General features: G+C 60.6%; 14 protein-coding genes and 2 tRNA genes. 7 read left to right on the top strand and 9 right to left on the bottom strand.

From position 1 onward, the window contains the following. The first annotated feature begins 91 nt into the window (after positions 1-91). Positions 92-451 carry a DUF5789 family protein gene (locus tag HALTADL_RS01440; RefSeq protein WP_218143661.1) on the top strand — a complete coding sequence of 120 codons (360 nt, stop codon included), beginning with the start codon at positions 92-94 and terminating at the stop codon, positions 449-451. Here the strand turns inward: HALTADL_RS01440 and HALTADL_RS01435 are convergent, their stop codons facing one another. Together HALTADL_RS01435 and HALTADL_RS01430 are read right to left on the bottom strand one after the other, a co-directional pair. After that, positions 452-2,392, bottom strand: coding sequence for an ABC transporter ATP-binding protein (locus tag HALTADL_RS01435; RefSeq protein WP_089672305.1), 1,941 nt, complete (start codon positions 2,390-2,392; stop codon positions 452-454). It lies immediately after the preceding gene. A 50-nt stretch (positions 2,393-2,442) separates the two neighbouring features. Next, positions 2,443-2,922, bottom strand: coding sequence for a DUF192 domain-containing protein (locus HALTADL_RS01430; protein WP_089672307.1), 480 nt, complete (start codon positions 2,920-2,922; stop codon positions 2,443-2,445). Between the two features lie 84 nt (positions 2,923-3,006). Between HALTADL_RS01430 and HALTADL_RS01425 the strand changes: the two genes are divergently transcribed. From HALTADL_RS01425 to HALTADL_RS01415, 3 genes are all read left to right on the top strand, one after another. Next, a tRNA-Val gene (locus HALTADL_RS01425) sits at positions 3,007-3,079 on the top strand. Positions 3,080-3,375: 296 nt separating this feature from the next. Next, positions 3,376-5,598 carry a hypothetical protein gene (locus HALTADL_RS01420; RefSeq protein ID WP_143054135.1) on the top strand — a complete coding sequence of 741 codons (2,223 nt, stop codon included), beginning with the start codon at positions 3,376-3,378 and terminating at the stop codon, positions 5,596-5,598. Between the two features lie 79 nt (positions 5,599-5,677). Further along, positions 5,678-5,751, top strand: a tRNA-Phe gene (locus HALTADL_RS01415). Positions 5,752-5,962: 211 nt separating this feature from the next. On the opposite strand, the gene HALTADL_RS01410 is transcribed toward HALTADL_RS01415, so the two are convergent. The 3 genes from HALTADL_RS01410 to HALTADL_RS01400 all read right to left on the bottom strand — a co-directional run bounded on the left by HALTADL_RS01410 (position 5,963) and on the right by HALTADL_RS01400 (position 7,423). Continuing rightward, positions 5,963-6,295 carry a hypothetical protein gene (locus HALTADL_RS01410; RefSeq protein WP_089672311.1) on the bottom strand — a complete coding sequence of 111 codons (333 nt, stop codon included), beginning with the start codon at positions 6,293-6,295 and terminating at the stop codon, positions 5,963-5,965. 183 nt (positions 6,296-6,478) lie between these two features. Next, the gene (locus tag HALTADL_RS01405; protein ID WP_162551647.1) at positions 6,479-6,979 is read right to left on the bottom strand and encodes a DUF2062 domain-containing protein; all 501 of its coding nucleotides are present in this window, start codon (positions 6,977-6,979) and stop codon (positions 6,479-6,481) included. Positions 6,980-7,105: 126 nt separating this feature from the next. Next, positions 7,106-7,423 carry a hypothetical protein gene (locus HALTADL_RS01400; protein WP_143054136.1) on the bottom strand — a complete coding sequence of 106 codons (318 nt, stop codon included), beginning with the start codon at positions 7,421-7,423 and terminating at the stop codon, positions 7,106-7,108. 112 nt (positions 7,424-7,535) lie between these two features. Between HALTADL_RS01400 and HALTADL_RS01395 the strand changes: the two genes are divergently transcribed. Continuing rightward, positions 7,536-8,474, top strand: a complete 939-nt coding sequence (locus tag HALTADL_RS01395) for a transposase (RefSeq protein WP_015911568.1) — start codon at positions 7,536-7,538, stop codon at positions 8,472-8,474. Between the two features lie 8 nt (positions 8,475-8,482). On the opposite strand, the gene HALTADL_RS01390 is transcribed toward HALTADL_RS01395, so the two are convergent. Further along, positions 8,483-8,851 (bottom strand): response regulator, encoded by a 369-nt coding sequence (locus tag HALTADL_RS01390; protein WP_245708538.1) that lies wholly within the window; start codon positions 8,849-8,851, stop codon positions 8,483-8,485. A gap of 83 nt (positions 8,852-8,934) precedes the next feature. On the opposite strand from HALTADL_RS01390, the gene HALTADL_RS01385 reads away from it, so the two are divergent. Beyond that, positions 8,935-9,171 (top strand): hypothetical protein, encoded by a 237-nt coding sequence (locus tag HALTADL_RS01385; RefSeq protein ID WP_089673909.1) that lies wholly within the window; start codon positions 8,935-8,937, stop codon positions 9,169-9,171. 25 nt (positions 9,172-9,196) lie between these two features. On the opposite strand, the gene lysA is transcribed toward HALTADL_RS01385, so the two are convergent. Next, a complete protein-coding gene (gene lysA / locus HALTADL_RS01380; protein ID WP_089673908.1) occupies positions 9,197-10,432 on the bottom strand; it encodes a diaminopimelate decarboxylase in 1,236 nt (411 codons plus the stop codon). Between the two features lie 339 nt (positions 10,433-10,771). On the opposite strand from lysA, the gene HALTADL_RS01375 reads away from it, so the two are divergent. Then, positions 10,772-13,339 (top strand): carboxypeptidase regulatory-like domain-containing protein, encoded by a 2,568-nt coding sequence (locus HALTADL_RS01375; protein ID WP_089673907.1) that lies wholly within the window; start codon positions 10,772-10,774, stop codon positions 13,337-13,339. A gap of 175 nt (positions 13,340-13,514) precedes the next feature. Here HALTADL_RS01375 and dapF read toward each other — a convergent pair whose 3' ends face one another. Both dapF and HALTADL_RS01365 read right to left on the bottom strand, forming a co-directional pair. Continuing rightward, positions 13,515-14,405, bottom strand: coding sequence for a diaminopimelate epimerase (dapF, locus tag HALTADL_RS01370; protein WP_089673906.1), 891 nt, complete (start codon positions 14,403-14,405; stop codon positions 13,515-13,517). A 265-nt stretch (positions 14,406-14,670) separates the two neighbouring features. After that, on the bottom strand, positions 14,671-15,513 hold the full coding sequence (locus HALTADL_RS01365; RefSeq protein WP_089673911.1) for a 2,3,4,5-tetrahydropyridine-2,6-dicarboxylate N-succinyltransferase: 843 nt from the start codon (positions 15,511-15,513) through the stop codon (positions 14,671-14,673). Positions 15,514-15,522: the final 9 nt, after the last annotated feature.

Here is a 15,522-nt window from a genome sequence, read left to right as displayed (position 1 = left end):
TCGGAGAGATATTTAAACTCCGGTTAGTCGACTGGTCGACGGTTCGACGGCTCCAAACCTGTTTGTGGGTGCCGAGCGTCATCTTAGGGGTATGGCTAATACAGGCACTGACGACGAGGACAACATTGAGGTCGAAGAAACCGACCAAGGGAGTCGGGAACTCGGCGTCGAGTTCGGCGAGTTGGACGACGAACTCGAAGCCCACGAGTATCCGACGCGCGTCGACACGCTGGTCGAGGAGTACGGCGACCACGAACTCGAACTGCCGAACGGCGAAGAGTCGTTTCGGGAGGTACTCAACCCCTATACCGAAGAGCCCGACCAGCAGTTCAACGACGCCGAGGAGGTCCGACAGGCCGTGCTGAGTATGGTCGGCAACGGGGCCGTCGGCGAGACTGGCTACAGTGATCGTGGGGTCGACTCGGAAGCCGACGATACCCAATCGTTCTAACTAATCTTCGGCGGCCTCGGTTCTGGCTTGTCGACGCGAGGCGCGCTCGATGAACTCCTCGGGCAGCGAGTCGATCTCGCCGGCCTGCACGCCCCAGAGATGGGCGTACAGTCCATCAGAGCCGATTAGTTCCTCGTGACTGCCGCGTTCGACAATGCGCCCGTCTTCGAGGACGACGATCTGGTCGGCGTCTTTGATCGTCGACAGTCGATGGGCGATAGCGAACGTGGTTCGATCAGCCGTCAGTTCGTCAAGGCTTCGCTGGATCAGCATCTCGGTCTCGGTGTCGACATCCGACGTCGCCTCATCGAGGATGAGAATATCGGGGTCTTCGAGCATCGCACGGGCGATACAGAGCCGCTGGCGCTGGCCGCCCGAGAGTTTGACGCCGCGCTCGCCGACCATCGTGTCGTACCCTTCCGGCAGATTCTGGATGAACGTGTGGGCCTCGGCAGCCTCGGCGGCCTCGCGGATCTCCTCGTCGCTGGCATCGAAACTCCCGTAGGCGATGTTGTCCTTGACCGTCCCGTAGAACAGATACGACTCCTGACCCACGTAGCCAATCGACTGCCGGAGCGAGGTCCGGCTGACTTCCCGGATATCCTGATCGTCGATTCGGACCGCACCCTCGTCGACATCATAGAGCCGAAGCAGGAGTTTCAGGACGGTCGACTTTCCGGCCCCGGTTGGGCCAACAAGGGCGAGCGTCTCGCCGCCGTCGACGGTGAAATCGATATCATCGAGAATCGGCTGGTCGTTTTCGTAGCTGAAACTCACATTATCGTAGTCGACGCGGCCCTCGGAAACGGCCAGTTCGTCGGTCTCCGAGTCGGACTCCAGAAGGGCGGTCTCGTCCATCAGCCCGAAGATGCGCTCGGCGGAGGCCTCGGCGCGCTGGTACATGTTGATGATCTGTCCGAACTGGGCCATCGGCCAGACGAGCTGTTGGGTAAAGAGAATAAAGACGACGAACTCGCCTGTGGAGAGGGTGCCGGTGAAGGGACCGGGGGCCGAGCCCGAAAAGACCCAAAAGCCACCGACGAGGAACGTGAGGATGAACCCTGCTCCTGAGATGAGCTGCAAGCCGGGGAAGAACCGAATTCGGATCGTAATCGCACCCCAGTTGGTTTCGTAGTAATCCCGAGAGACGTCATCGACGCGGCCCGACTCGAAGCTTTCCGTATTTGAGGATTTAATGACCTGAATCCCGCCGAGATTGTTTTCGAGCCGGGAGTTCACCGTGCCGACACTGGAGCGGACGGCGGCGTACTTGGGTTGGATCTTTTTGATAAAGATGTACGTAAAAACCGCAATGAGAGGGACTGGTGAGAGCGCGACGAGAGCGAGTTGCGGATTGAGATAGAGCAGGTAGCCAGCGATGGCGACGACCATGACGACCAGCCGGAACGCGGAGTTGAGCCCGTCATTCAGGAATCGTTCGAGCTGATTGACGTCGTTCGAGAGGATACTCATTAGCTCGCCGGTCTGTTTGTCGGCGAAAAACGACATATTCAGCCGCTGCATCGTGTCGTAGCTGTCGGTTCGGACGTCGTGTTGGATGTCTTGGGCGAACGAGTTGAATCCCCAGTTGCGGAGCCAGTGGAACCCCGCTCCCACAACGAACGAACCGGTGATCAGTCCGATGACGAGGAAAAACTGGTCGACTTCGGCGCTCGGGAGCCACGCTCCCGGCACCAGCGGGAGCGAGAAGGGTTCGACGCCCTGAAAGAGGCTGTCGATGGCGATCCCCAGCAGGATCGTCGGCAGGAGGTCGAGGAGTCGAGCCCCGAGGCTGGCAGCGATGCCGACGGCGACCGAGAGCCAGTAGGGGCGACCGTACTCGCCGACGAGTCGACGCATTGGGTCGTCGACGCGCTCCCGTTGCTCGGCAAACGGATCGTCTTCGTCCGACTCGTCGCTGCCCGCCTCAACGCCACTCATTGGCTGTGGTAGCGGGGGAGTGCCAAAGAGGGTTGGCTTCCTGGCGTGGCTCAGCGGTACTGCTCGGGGATCTCGATGCGGTCGCCTTCCTCGATTCCATTTTCGGTGGTGTACTCGTAGGGGACTTCGAGGACGTATTTGGCGGTGCCACGAAACGTCTGGTCGTCGTCGGGTTGGGCGTGGCTGATCATCGTGATTTCACCGTCGGCATCGATGTGGACGATATCGATTGGGAAGGCCATATCTCGCATGACATAGCCGTATCTGCCCTCGGAGTCGTGGATGAACAGCATTCCTTCGTTCTCACCGAGCGAGCTGGTGTTACTGAGGCCAGTATAGCGTTTCGAGTCAGTGTCTGCGATCCGGACGTCGACGGTAGCGAGGTCTTCGTCGGTGTCGGAGTCGACGGCAGTGACGGTGGTCCAGTTGTAGGCGCTATCTGCAGGTGGGTCGCTGAGCGCGACACAGCCGCTGACGGCGAGCAGACAGCAGACGGCCAAGATCGGGAGCCAGTTCGAGCGAGCAGCCATGTGGCTATCTCACCTGTGGAGCAGTATATTGGTTCCGACGCGGAAGGAAAACGTTATTCACGCGTAGGAAGTGGTTTCGAATGCGGGCTCGTGGTCTAGTGGTTATGACGCGGCCTTTACAAGGCTGAGATCGGTGGTTCGACTCCGCCCGAGCCCACTTCTGCCGACAGAATACGACGAGCGTAGCGAGTCGTCCGTGTCGGCAGGAGTGGCGACACGGAGTCAAACCAGGGAGTGAAGCGAAGCGGAACGACTGAGGTTCGACTCCGCCCGAGCCCGTATAAATAAACCAGAGCCAACACGTCGACGCTGATCAATTACTTATAAACAACCATAGAGCCCGTCGACATCTCGAAAGGCACTCAAACGAAATCAAACGCACCCAGAGACGTATGTATTCGGTCACAAAGTGTAACGAAGGGCTACGGTGGCGGCACCCGTTGGATGGATATCATGTCACGCCCCCCGGCACTCAGTCGACGGGCCGTTCTCGTTGCGAGTGGGCTGGCTGTGACGGGCTTCCAGGGGACTGCCGCCGCACAGCAGACCGGCAACCAGAACAACGAGACCGCGGGCAACGAGACCGATCCACCCACTACTGAGCCACCAGCGTTCGATCCAGCAATCGATCTCGACTGTTATGTGGCTCGCGTCGACGCCGAGGGTTACGACAGCGTCGACCTCGTATTTGCCGACGGAACCATCGAAGCGTTTACTGCGGGCTACAGCGGCACCACGCAGTTCGGCTTCAGCGGTGACGGGCGACTCGATCCGAGCGCCGAGACGACTGTCGAGGAGTTTCACGGGCCGATAGCGCGGGTCACCGTCACGAACGGCACCGCCACCGAGACAGCCACGAACTCGGGGCCCTGTGTGTTCGGCGATCTCGCGTTCAACTGTGATTCCGCCCAACACGGCCAAGCCGACGATGTTCGGCTGACGTTCGTCGACGGCTCCTCAAAGCAGTGGGACCCGCCAGCCACCGATCAGACGCAGTTCGGCTCACCCGGCCGTGTCATCGAGACGATTTCCGAGGAAAGCGTCGACATCACCGTGGAGAGCCCGACGCCGAACTGTTCGTCGGGCGCGTACGCTACCGTCTTCGACTGTATCGAGGTGACAGTCGGTCCCGAGGAGTTCGCCGCCGAGCCGACCTTCGAGCGGATTCGACTGGACTTCGTCGACGGGACCAGCCAGACGTTCGGCCAGCGCGGCACCGGGCCAAATTTCACGGCTCCCGAAACGTTCGCCGGAACCGACGACAACGCCGGCAACATCATCGAATCAGTGGTAATCGAAAAGTTGGGTGGCGATATCGTCTTCCAACTCGTGAATCCCACTGTCGAGGAGTGTGCCCAAGCAACGGGGTTCGAGCCGTCAGTTTCGGTGTCGCAGTATTCGGTGACCGTCGACGCGCCGTCCTACGACCGTGTCGTCTGTGGGTTCGGCGATGGCACCACCGAAACGTTCGAAGGCGAGTTCAGCGGCGAAAATCAGTTCGGTTACGTCGGTGTCGAGGCGCTGTGGGATGGGCCGGAAAACCGAACGTTCGAGACGTTTCACGGGCCGATTGAGCGCTGTGTGGTCGAACGGGGAGACAGCCAGTTCGAGACTGTCGTCGAGGCCACCGATCCCGCGGTCTCTGGAGTCCAGTTCAGCTGTTCGGGCGTCGAGTTCACCGGGACGACAGTCGACAGTCGACTCTACTACGCGGATGGATCGTTCGACTGGTTTGAGCGCGAGCAGTCAGGAGCCGTCCAGTTCGGCTCGCCGGGTCGACTGCTTGAGGGGATCCATCTCGTCGAGCAGGGGTTGTGGCTATCGAATCCGTCGACTGACTGCCAGCCAGCACCCGGCGACGAGGGGATCACCTTCGACTGTCAGGCAGTCAGGCTCACCGACGCGGAGTTCGGCCCAGCGTCGGGGGCGATCAACCGAATCCAACTCGTCTTCACCGACGGCAGCGATCAGGTGTTCGGGAGTCGGAACCCCGAGGCCACTGCTTTCGAGACGCCAGCAGTGTTTTCGGGCGTCGACGACCACGCCGGAAAGGTGATCGCCAGCGTGATCTGTGAACTCCCCGGCCGTGACGCCGTTTTCCTCCGCGTCAACCCCTCGATCAACGACTGTGAGACAGTCCCACAGCCGGTGGCAGTTGATCAGGGAGGCGATGGCGGGGGGTCGACGCTGGGCAGCGACGGTGAGCCGCCAGCAGTCGCCGAGAGCGAGGCCGAGGCGGTGAGTTCCTCGGCGACGGTGCTCGCGTCCGACACCGGCGAGCCGCTTCGTGGGCCGCCCGAGGTGCCGCCGGAGCCGGTCGAAGCCACCGGGGGATCGGTCGAGGCTCGCCAGCCGGCTGTCGACGCTGAGCCGACCACGGTCATGGCTGACGGGCTGCCGTGGTGGGGGTGGGTGGCTGGGATCGGCGCTGGGGGCGGGGCCCTGTCGCTGCTCGTTACGCGAGCGCTCGGCGAGCCACCCTCCGCGGAGTCGGACGGTGGGACGGACCAAGACGTCGACACAGTCAACGCGGATGATGGCGAGTCGGGTGAGACTGATGGCGAATCGAGTGCGGGCGACGGTGAGTCGGGTGCAGATGGGGCAGATAGTGGCGATGAGACGGGGTCAGACGTCGACGAGGAGCACCATTGGTGGGAGTATTTGGATGACAAGTAGGTCGACGGGTGTGTGAGGGAGGCTCTCGCCGCGCCGTCTTCGAAATCCTTTTTACTGCTATCACCCTCACTCCGAGTGCGCCGCCTTAGCTCAGACTGGGAGAGCACTCGACTGAAGATCGAGCTGTCCCTGGTTCAAATCCGGGAGGCGGCATACTTCTGTGGCCGACAACACGAACGAGCGGAGCGAGTGAGCTGTCGGCCGCGAATCTGGTTCCTGAGCGGATTTGAAGCACGGAGTGAAGTGAGCGTCAGCGAACGAAACGACTGAGGTTCAAATCCGGGAGGTGGCACCTCTTACTGTCGACCCAAAGAGTCGACTGAACAAACACCCAGACTTTCTTACGGCACGGAAATAAATAGAATTATACTAAACAAGCCTCGTGAACGATTTTATCGTTCTCGTTCGGTCGACGCGACTGCCCCGGAACAATCGGATCACTACAGATCGCACACTGCATGGCTCCCTCGTCGAGAGTCGACTCAGTCACTGGCTCTTCGGTTTCGCTCATCACGTCCAACTCGGTCGGTTCGAGCGTCGACACCGTAGAACCGACAGCGACCGCACCACCGGCCGCTACCAGCCCTCGCAGTCGCTTGCCCTTTACAAAGGACCGAACAGCAATGATTGCCAGCGCAGCAGTCGACGCAATGCGAACGAGGCTCCCGTTTTCGGTGATGGTTTTGCGTAGCTCCATACACACAGATAGGGCTCTAGACGCTTGAGTTCATGCCACTGGATATATGAGGGTCCGAAACCCGCGGCGGTCCTATTGCTTGCGTCGACATGCTGGGACCTAGCACGCTAGAGCCTATAGAGACGGTTGGAGACGTGTCGACACCACACATCTCACTCACCACGCACTCGGAGCAGGCAGCGACTACTCCGAGAGCAACTCGGGGAGGTGGTCGACCGGATCGATCTCCCGCTTTTTGAGTTCACGGATGAATCGGAGTGCCGCGACATAGCCCACGCCGCCACAGATGGCGGCGATGATGAAACTGCCGAGGAACACGCGACCGAACACCTCGGGACCGGTCGACAGCGAGAGGTCAGCCAGCGAAAATTCGGTCACTGAGACGCCGGGGACCGGGCCGAGAAGCCACGAGCCGAGCCAGAAGCCAGCCGCATAGATCGCCCACTTCACCGGCGGGTTCATCACAACGATTGCGGCGACCAGCGCGAGACTGCTTACGCGGTCGACGTACCGAGCGAGCGCCGCAAACAGGACGAGCGCGAGGCCGAAGTTCGGGAGCGCGGCAATAAAAAGGGCACCCGAAAAGCTCAGTGCGATCTCTTTCGGCGGATGGTCGGCTCCGAAGGCCGCTTCGAACTTTGCTCGAACCGTCGCTCGATACGACGATAGCCGCGTAGTGCCCACAGCAGTGACTCTCGCTCCGCGGATATGAACACTCTGTTTGCTGGTCGCTTACGTCTACATGCAGTCGACAGCGCCTCAATCTCGCTCGTGGCCTCCCGAACGAAACACAACCGCTGACAAGCGACCTTAGCTGGCAGCGCAGTCCCACTCGATGACCGTCAGCTTCCGTAACCCATCGTAGTCTCCGTCAAGCGGGCTGGGTTGGTACATCCGGTAGATCGTCATCGTGTCGACTGGCTGGCCGCGGGCGGTCGAAACCTCCTGACAGGCCCACTCGGCGTACCGCTCGGCAACCGCATCGGTGGTATCGTCCTCGCCGGAACGCCGGACTTTCTGCATATACTTCCGGTGACGGAACGTATCGTATGATTGAGATGCATCTGGCGGATGCTCGAAGCTGTCGGCGGTCCCACCGAGATCAGCAATCACGGTTTCGTTGCCCATCTCGAGGGTGTCATAGAAAGCGTCACACACGAAGACGCAGGATGTTGGAACTGTGTCTACGAGCGCCAGCATCCTGCAAGAGGAGACTTCTATCGACGAGTTCTTCAATGTAATGGCGACCGAGACGCTCGCGTTGTTCGAGCATCTTGAGTTCGACTTTCTCGAAGAATTCGATGTGTTCGCCCCCGCTCGCCGGGGGCGAACACGAGATCATCACCCACCAGCACTCTTCCGAGCGTTCCTGCACTGCTACTACAAGAACGTCTACGGCATCCGTCCAGTCACGCGAGAACTCCAGAACACGGTCGTCTGGCTCAGCTGTGGCTTCGATCGACCGCCGTCGAGAGACGCGGTCGATCGCTTCCTCACCGACCTCGAACACGTCGTCGACGAGGTCTTCGACCGCCTCGTCGAGCAGGCCGCCTGCCGCGGCCTGCTCGACTTGACCTACTCCATCGATTCCACCGACGTGAGGACGATGCCCGCCGACCAAGACGCGTCGAAAGGCTACGATCCAACCGCCGAAGAGTACTACCACGGCTACGGCTGTACGATCGTCTCGACCGGGCAAAAGATCCCGATTGCCGCGGAGTTCACCGAGAGCAAGCAAGCGCCAGAGGAGACGGCGATGCGCGTCACGTGTGACGCGCTCGCCGTCGAGAAACCGATCTGGATGCTTGGAGACAGCGCCTACGACACGCTCGGCTGGCACGACCACCTGCTGGCCGCAGGGGTCGTGCCAGTCGCTCCGTACAACGCACGAAACACCGACGATCCGAAAGACATCGAGTACAGGGTCGAAGCCCGCATCGACGAACACAGCGAGGACGTTCAGCTGAAGCAATCGACGCTAGACGAGACGTACAACCGCCGGAGTGGAGTCGAACGAACCAACGACGCCGTCAAGGACTGCGGCCTCGGGCACGTTCGCGCCCGAGGCCGCGTCCACGCACGAGCACAAGTGTTCCTCGCGCTGTGCCTTCGTCTCGTTATTGCGATCACCAACGACGAACGCGGAGACAATCCAGGAAGCACCGTCATCACGCTATGAGAACTATTCTATGACACCCTCAACACCTCGTACTGCTCTGGACCGCCACCCTTCCGAAGGTAGTCGGTGACGCCAGCCTCGATTGCCTCGCTGGCGATATCGGCCGATCCCTTGTTGGTAAACAGAATAAACGGCTTGTTGGGGTTTCGATCCCGGATCCGATGCAGGAATTCCAGACCAGTGGTACCGGGCATCTGGTAGTCGCAGACGATACAGTCGATATCTATCTCATCGAGAACCGCCTCCGCCTCATCAACGCTTCTGGCCGGCGTGACCGAAAACTCCTCCCTGTCGACAGACTCTTCGAGATACGTCTCCAGCAGGTCGCCGATGGCCTCATCGTCGTCGACATGGAGAACCCGAAACACGGACATCATCAATCGTTCAACATACAGCATAATAAATATGTATCAATATCGTATTATTTCTCCCTCTTATTAGTCGACCTTTTGACTAGTCGGTGCTTGTCGTCGACGAAGGCTACCGGAACCGCGGTATCGCAACGGCGTTCTACAACTACCTGCTCTCCTCGCTCCCGCCCGCCCTCTCCCAGCCAGCCGTGTCGACGAAAACGTGGAGTACGAACCGGCCACACATTGCGATCCTCGAATCCGTGTCGTTCGACTGTGTGCATCGCGTTGTCGACGACAGAAAAGCGGGCGTAGACACTGTTTACTACGCTCGACGGGTGCCGTAGGCAGTTCCTACCGCCTGCTACAGCGCTACTGTTCGACGCGAGTAACGTCGTCCAGTGTCTCGCGTCGACGGACGACACGTGCCTCGCCATCCTCAAGAGCAACTTCGGCGGGCCGTGGTTGGGAGTGGAACTGGCTGGCGAGTTCGTAGCCGTACGATCCGGCGTTCCCAATCGCGAGGACGTCCCGTCGCTCGGGTCGAGCAATCGGTCGGTCGGTCGCAAACACGTCCGCACTCGTACAGACTGGGCCGCCGACAGTGACGGGGTGGGCCTCACGCTCCGGCGCGGTGACGTTCAGCATGGGGTGATACGAGCCGAACATCGCCGGGCGAATCAGGGTTGCGAGACTGGCGTCGACGCCCACAACGGTCGCCGAGGGGGTCTCTTTGATTGTATTTACCGTCGTCAGAATGAGTCCGGCGTCGGCGACGATGTAGCGACCCGGTTCGAGTTTGAGCTGGGCCTCGATCTCGCCGATAGCCTCTCGAACCATCTCGGCAGTTTTCTCGAGATCGAGCGGTGGTTCGTCCTCGTGGTACGGGACACCGAAGCCGCCGCCGATGTCGACGAACTCTAGGGGACCGACCCGGCGGGCCATCTCGCCGACACGCTCGATTGCTCGGCAGTGGTCTTCGAGGTCGTCGGTCAGGACACCACTGCCTGCATGCGAGTGGATACCAACGAGGTCGAACTCCTCGCGGACTCGGTCGGCGACCTCGGGGACCTGTTCGTAGGGAATCCCGAACTTGGCGTCGTTGCCGGTGGCGACCTTCTCGTGGTGACCGGTGCCAATTCCGGGGTTGATACGGATCGCGATCCGCCCGTCGTAGCCGCGTTCCTGCAACCGGTCGAGGGTGTCGGTCGCGCCGATTGTGATCGTGAGGCCGGGTGCGTTATCAGCGAGGTCGACGGCGTAATCCAGATCGTGATCCGGCGGGTTAACCGCCGTATACTGAAGTGTGTTCGGGTCAGCACCCGCGTCGATGGAGCGCTGGAGTTCGCCCCACGCCGCACACTCGATATCGGCACCAACCGAGAGCAGGGATTCGAGTACTGACTTCCCCGTGTGGGCTTTCGCCGCATACATGACGTGCGCCTCGGGAAACGCCGCCGAAAAGCGGAGATAGTTCTCCGTGACGCGGTCGAGATCAGTGACGTACAGTGGGGTGTCGTACTCCTCGGCGAGTGATCCAAGGGTTTCGTCGTCCCAGTCAGCGAGTCGACGGACAGCAGGTGAGTTGTCGAGATCCGAATCGGCCATTATCCGGTGTGGGGTCGCTCAGCGATTGAATGCTTTGGTTCGTCAGTGTTGTGGCGTCAACGGCTGCCCGAGTCACAAGTTCGGTAAAAATGGTAACAAAAATAATCTTGACGAACTGAACAGACCAAATCACCTGAAACACATGATGGTTGTGAATCCGTTTTACTTCCGTTGACTGTTACTGTGTAGCATGGTTCATACCACGATTACTCGGAGGGTCGACTGCTTTCGGCTCGGACCTGTCGACGCGAGTTCGGAGCCCGGGCAACATGAGACCGCTACAAAACAGTGCAGCATGGGCTCCGGTGGACCAACTGCCGATGGCAGCGAGGCAGTCGGATGAATCCCATCTCACCGCTTGTCGACCGAATCAAAACGCGTGTCCACAGCGCAGGACAGCAGGTACCACCAGTTGTGCTCGTTGTACTCCTTGTGTTCGGTCTCAGTATTGCCCCACTCGGCGTCGCGGGCCAAGCGCAGACTCCATCGACTGGCCAAGAGGTCGACCAATCTACCGCCCAAACTGTCGACTACGATCCGATTAGCGAGGAGCTGATAGCACTCGCGGGGGTCGATCTGGATACCGAACCCGACATCTCAGCGGCGGCTCGTGAGGCAGCCGAAACCGGGGCCAGTGAGGGGATCGAACGCGCCGAAGCACGCGGTGTAACTCCGACGCCGGACGCCGAGGAGGCCGTCATTGCAGCGTCGGTTCACGCAGCCGCACAGAAACAGGATGCCTCGGTCGACCAGATCCAGTCCGCCAGTGCTGGTGGGAGCCATGGCGCGCTGCTGCAGAGCCAGACTGCCAACGTGACACAGCTTCAGTCAGCTGTGTACGGCGCTGCAGCCGGATCGCTCTCGCAGTCCCAAGACGCTAACGTGACACAGATACAGAACGCGGCCTACGGTGCGGCTCACGGGAGTGTAGCCCAGCATCAGGACGCCACCGTCAGCCAACTGCAGTACGCGGCGATTGGCGGGGCAGCCGGGGCAGCTCACGGAGCGGCCCAGTCCCAAACGGCGACCGTCACCCAGATTCAGGAGGCCGCACAGGGTGGCACCTACGGCGCGCTCGTCCAGCAGCAGGATGTCGCTGTCGACCAGCGCCAGGCAGCAGCCTTCGGCGCTGCTGGCGGTGGCACCGAACAGCCTGTCGAGGATCCAAAGAAGGTCCAAGAGGCTTCGATGGCTGCCGCAACCGGGGCTCTCATACAAAGTCAGGATGCCACCGTCTCACAGATTCAGGCTGCGGCTCGCGGGGCCTGTGTCGGGATACTCTCCCAATCCCAGCAGGTGACAATTATCCAGATTCAGATCATCACACAGAGTGCTGCGACTGGCGCGATTTCCCAGCATCAGGAGGCGAGCGTCGTTCAGATTCAGTCGGCTGCACAGGGCGCAAGCTTGGGGACGGCCACATTGACACAACAGCAGGAAGTGAGCATTGAACAGACCCAAAGTCAAACCCAGCGCGCGGCGGCCGACACCGTTCGGATCTCGGTCGAAAACAACGTCCAGCAGTCGACGGTAATTATCAACGAGGCCCGGAGCGTGGCCGAGACGCCCGACGCCGAGGAGCCGGATGAGCCAGACGAGCCCGAGGAGCTTCGCAGTCTCTCGGTCTCGGTCGACAACGGCTCAATAACGATTGAGAATCCGAACGACGTGGCTGTGATCGTCACGATAACGAGCGAAACCACGGACGAGGACGTGAGCCTCACGCTGCCAGCCGGGGAGTCGGTTACCGAGTCGCTTCCGCCGGGTGAGTACACCCTTACTGCCGAAACCGAAGACGGTCGCTCGGTCGACCTCTCAGGTGAGGAGTCGCTGTCGGTTACGATTGAGGAGGACGTCCAGGAACCACTTGATCTGACGGTCTCCGACGAGGGGACGAACGTCTCGATCACGAATCCTGGAGACGACGACGTCGTGGTGTTCGCTGAGAACGACGACGAGCGCGAACTATCCGTTCCGGCCGGAGAAACCGTTACCGAGACGCTTGCGCCCGGAACATGGACGTTGACCGGCGAGACAGATGCCGACCGTCCGGTCACCCTCAACGGTGAGGAGGAACTACCCATCGAAGTCGAAGACACTGAGCCGGATGCTGACGACGAAAACGGCACTGTTGCTGGATCGGTCACTGATGTCGACACTGGCGAGCCAATCGATGGGGCCACCGTTTCGGTCCAAGACACCGACAGCTCGGCGACAACCGATGCAGACGGTGCCTACACCATCGACGGCGTCCCGACCGATGGGCAGACTGTCGTCGCTGACGCGGATGGCTACGAAGACGATAGTCAAGCGGTCACCGTCGAGCCAGACGAGACAGTGACGGTCGACTTCGAACTGCAGGTCACCGAAACGGACACTGAAGAAGCGGATTCGGAAGACACCGACGCAGAAAACGGTACTGAGGCAAACGGTGATGAGTCGACTGGTGAGGGTGTGAACGAAACGGACGAAGACAGCGAGGACGTAGACGGAGAGGCGGAAAACGGCGAAAACGCGACTGAAGCTGCCGAAAACGGCGAGGAATCGAACGGAGCAGAGACAACTAGTGACGAGGAGACCGGTGACGAAGAGGAGGTGGATGAAGAGGAGGCAGATGAAGAAGAGGTAGACGAAGAGGAGGCAGATGAAGAAGAGGCAGATGAAGAAGAGGTAGATGAAGAAGAGGTAGATGAAGAAGAGGTAGAGGAAGAGGAGGCAGATGAAGAAGGGGCAGAGGAAGAAGAGGCAGATGAAGAAGAGGCAGAGGAAGAAGAGGCAGATGAAGAAGAGGCAGAGGAAGAAGAGGCAGATGAAGAAGAGGCAGAGGAAGAGGAGGCAGATGAAGAAGAGGCAGATGAAGAAGAGGCAGATGAAGAAGAGGTAGATGAAGAAGAGGAAGAGGAATAAAGTAGGACGAGGATACCGGTGAATAACGTTCACCATCACAGTGGCTGAACCATTCGCTATTCTTCTCGAAAGAGATTCTCACAGATGGTGTCGCCTCAGGGAACACGATTGTAAGCAGAAACGGGTTCTCCTCTTCGTGGTCGTTCAGTCGACTCCTACTACTGCCACGGCAGCGTTAGTCGTCGACTCCTTCGGCTGCGAGGTCGCCATCGAACTCGTGGGTAACTGCGCCGGTCAGCAGTAGTTCACCCCGGTCAGTCGCCGAGATACGGAGTTCGCCACCGGGAAGCGAGATGTCGACCGGCGCGGCCGATTCGATCAGACCGATCCGGCTGGCGGCCGCGGCAATCGCCACCGAACCGGTGGCACAGGCCTGTGTTTCGCCTTCGATACCGCGCTCGTAGCTTCGCTGGCGGAACCGCGGGACCCCCTCTCGGCGGGAATCTGTTCGCTCGGCAAACGTGACGTTTGTCCCGGCGGGGAACACGTCTGCATGCCGGACGGCGGGGGCAGCCGATTCGATGTCGACCGACTCAATGTCGTCGACGAAGGCGACCGCTTGTGGGACGCCGGTGTTGACCGTCGTCACAGTGAGTCCCTCGACGGACTCTTCGATGAGTGGCTCTGTTCGGTTGCCGGCGAGCGGAAGCCGGTCGGGAGCGAACGTCGGCTCGCCCATCTCGACGGCGATCCCGTCGTCGACGCGAGTCGCGCGGCGCGTGCCCGCCTGTGTGTCGATCATGACCGAGTCGGCATCGGTTCGGTCCATCGCCCAGACGGCCGCACACCGTGCCCCGTTGCCACAGATCGGGGCCACCGACCCATCGGGCTGGACGAGCGTCATAATGATTCGTGGCGGCGAAAACCGATCTTCGAGCTGTAAGAAGAGAACTCCATCAGCGCCGGTCTGTCCGTCGGTGTCGCTTCCGACGCCCGTCGACCGGTCGCAGTGGGTGGTCGCGAATGCGCTCCGGTCGGGGACCGGATCGGTTGCGTCTACAATAAGGAACTCGTTGCCGGTGCCGTGGTATTTCTCGAAGGCGACTGCAGTGGTAAGCGTACTCATGGATTCAACTGCTGCGTGACGGACACACTGTCGTGTGGGCTCCCTCCAACTGGATGCATTGGCGCAGTAGGGAACACCTATCGGCCGGACAGCCCGCTGCCGTGTGTCGTGCCGCACACGGGCAGTCCGTCGACGGGTTGGTAGTCGTTACCTAACCAACGACATACATACACATATGTCCACCGGATGCAACAGCAGTTGCCACGCAAATTGACATTCTGAAAAAACGACCGTCGACGGGAGGGCACGCAGTGGTAGGTGGTCCCTACTCGCGCAGTGCGTCTTCCTGCTGGGTTGCTTCGAGTGTCTCTGCTTCGACGCTGGTGGCGACGACGGCCGGTTTGTAGGCCCCGCCATCGAACAGCTCGTGGTCGCTGACCGAGGACTCCACGTAGCGGGTGAACGCTCGTCGCTCCGATGGGAGATGGCCGTAGATGACCTCTTCGTCGACGAGATCGTACACCGGAATGCGCGGTGTGAGAAGCGTGTTTTCGCCGACAATGGAGTTCTCGCCGATCTTGAACCCGGAGGTGACGCGACAGCCAGCGCCGAGCGAGACGCCGTCCTCGATGATGACCGGTGCGCCCTCGACCGGTTCAAGCACGCCGCCGATCAGCGTGTTCGCGCCGAGTTTGACATTCTCGCCAAGTTGGGCACAGGAGCCGACCGTATCACAGGAGTCGACCAGCGTGCCGTCGCCGATGTAGGCCCCGATGTTGACGAACGAGGGGCTCATCATGATGCAGTCTTCACCGAGGTAGGCTCCGCGGCGGATCGTGGTGCCGTCGGGCGTGTTGCGGGTGCCGCGGTCGTTGAGATCTGCGGTCTGGCGGAGTGGGAGGACGTCGTGGTAGTCGACGCCGCCGTGGCTGCGGACCTGTGTGTTGCGGAGGCCGAAGTTGAGGAGGATGCCCTGTTTGACCCACGCGTTGGCCTCCCACGAGGTGACATCGTCGCCGGTTTTTTCGGCCGAGCGGATCTCACCGGCTTCGAGTGCTTCGAGGAAGACATCGAGCGTGGCGAGGTCCTCGTCGGTTGCGTCGGCAGCGGTGAGGCCGTCGTCGTAGCGGTTCCAGAGGGTTTGGATTTCGGATTCGAGTGTCGACATTCGTGTGAA

It is taken from the genome of Halohasta litchfieldiae (assembly GCF_002788215.1).
Taxonomy (GTDB): Archaea; Halobacteriota; Halobacteria; order Halobacteriales; family Haloferacaceae; genus Halohasta; species Halohasta litchfieldiae.
The sequence above is the reverse complement of the archived record's forward strand: the minus strand, read 5'-3'. Positions and strand labels throughout refer to the sequence as shown.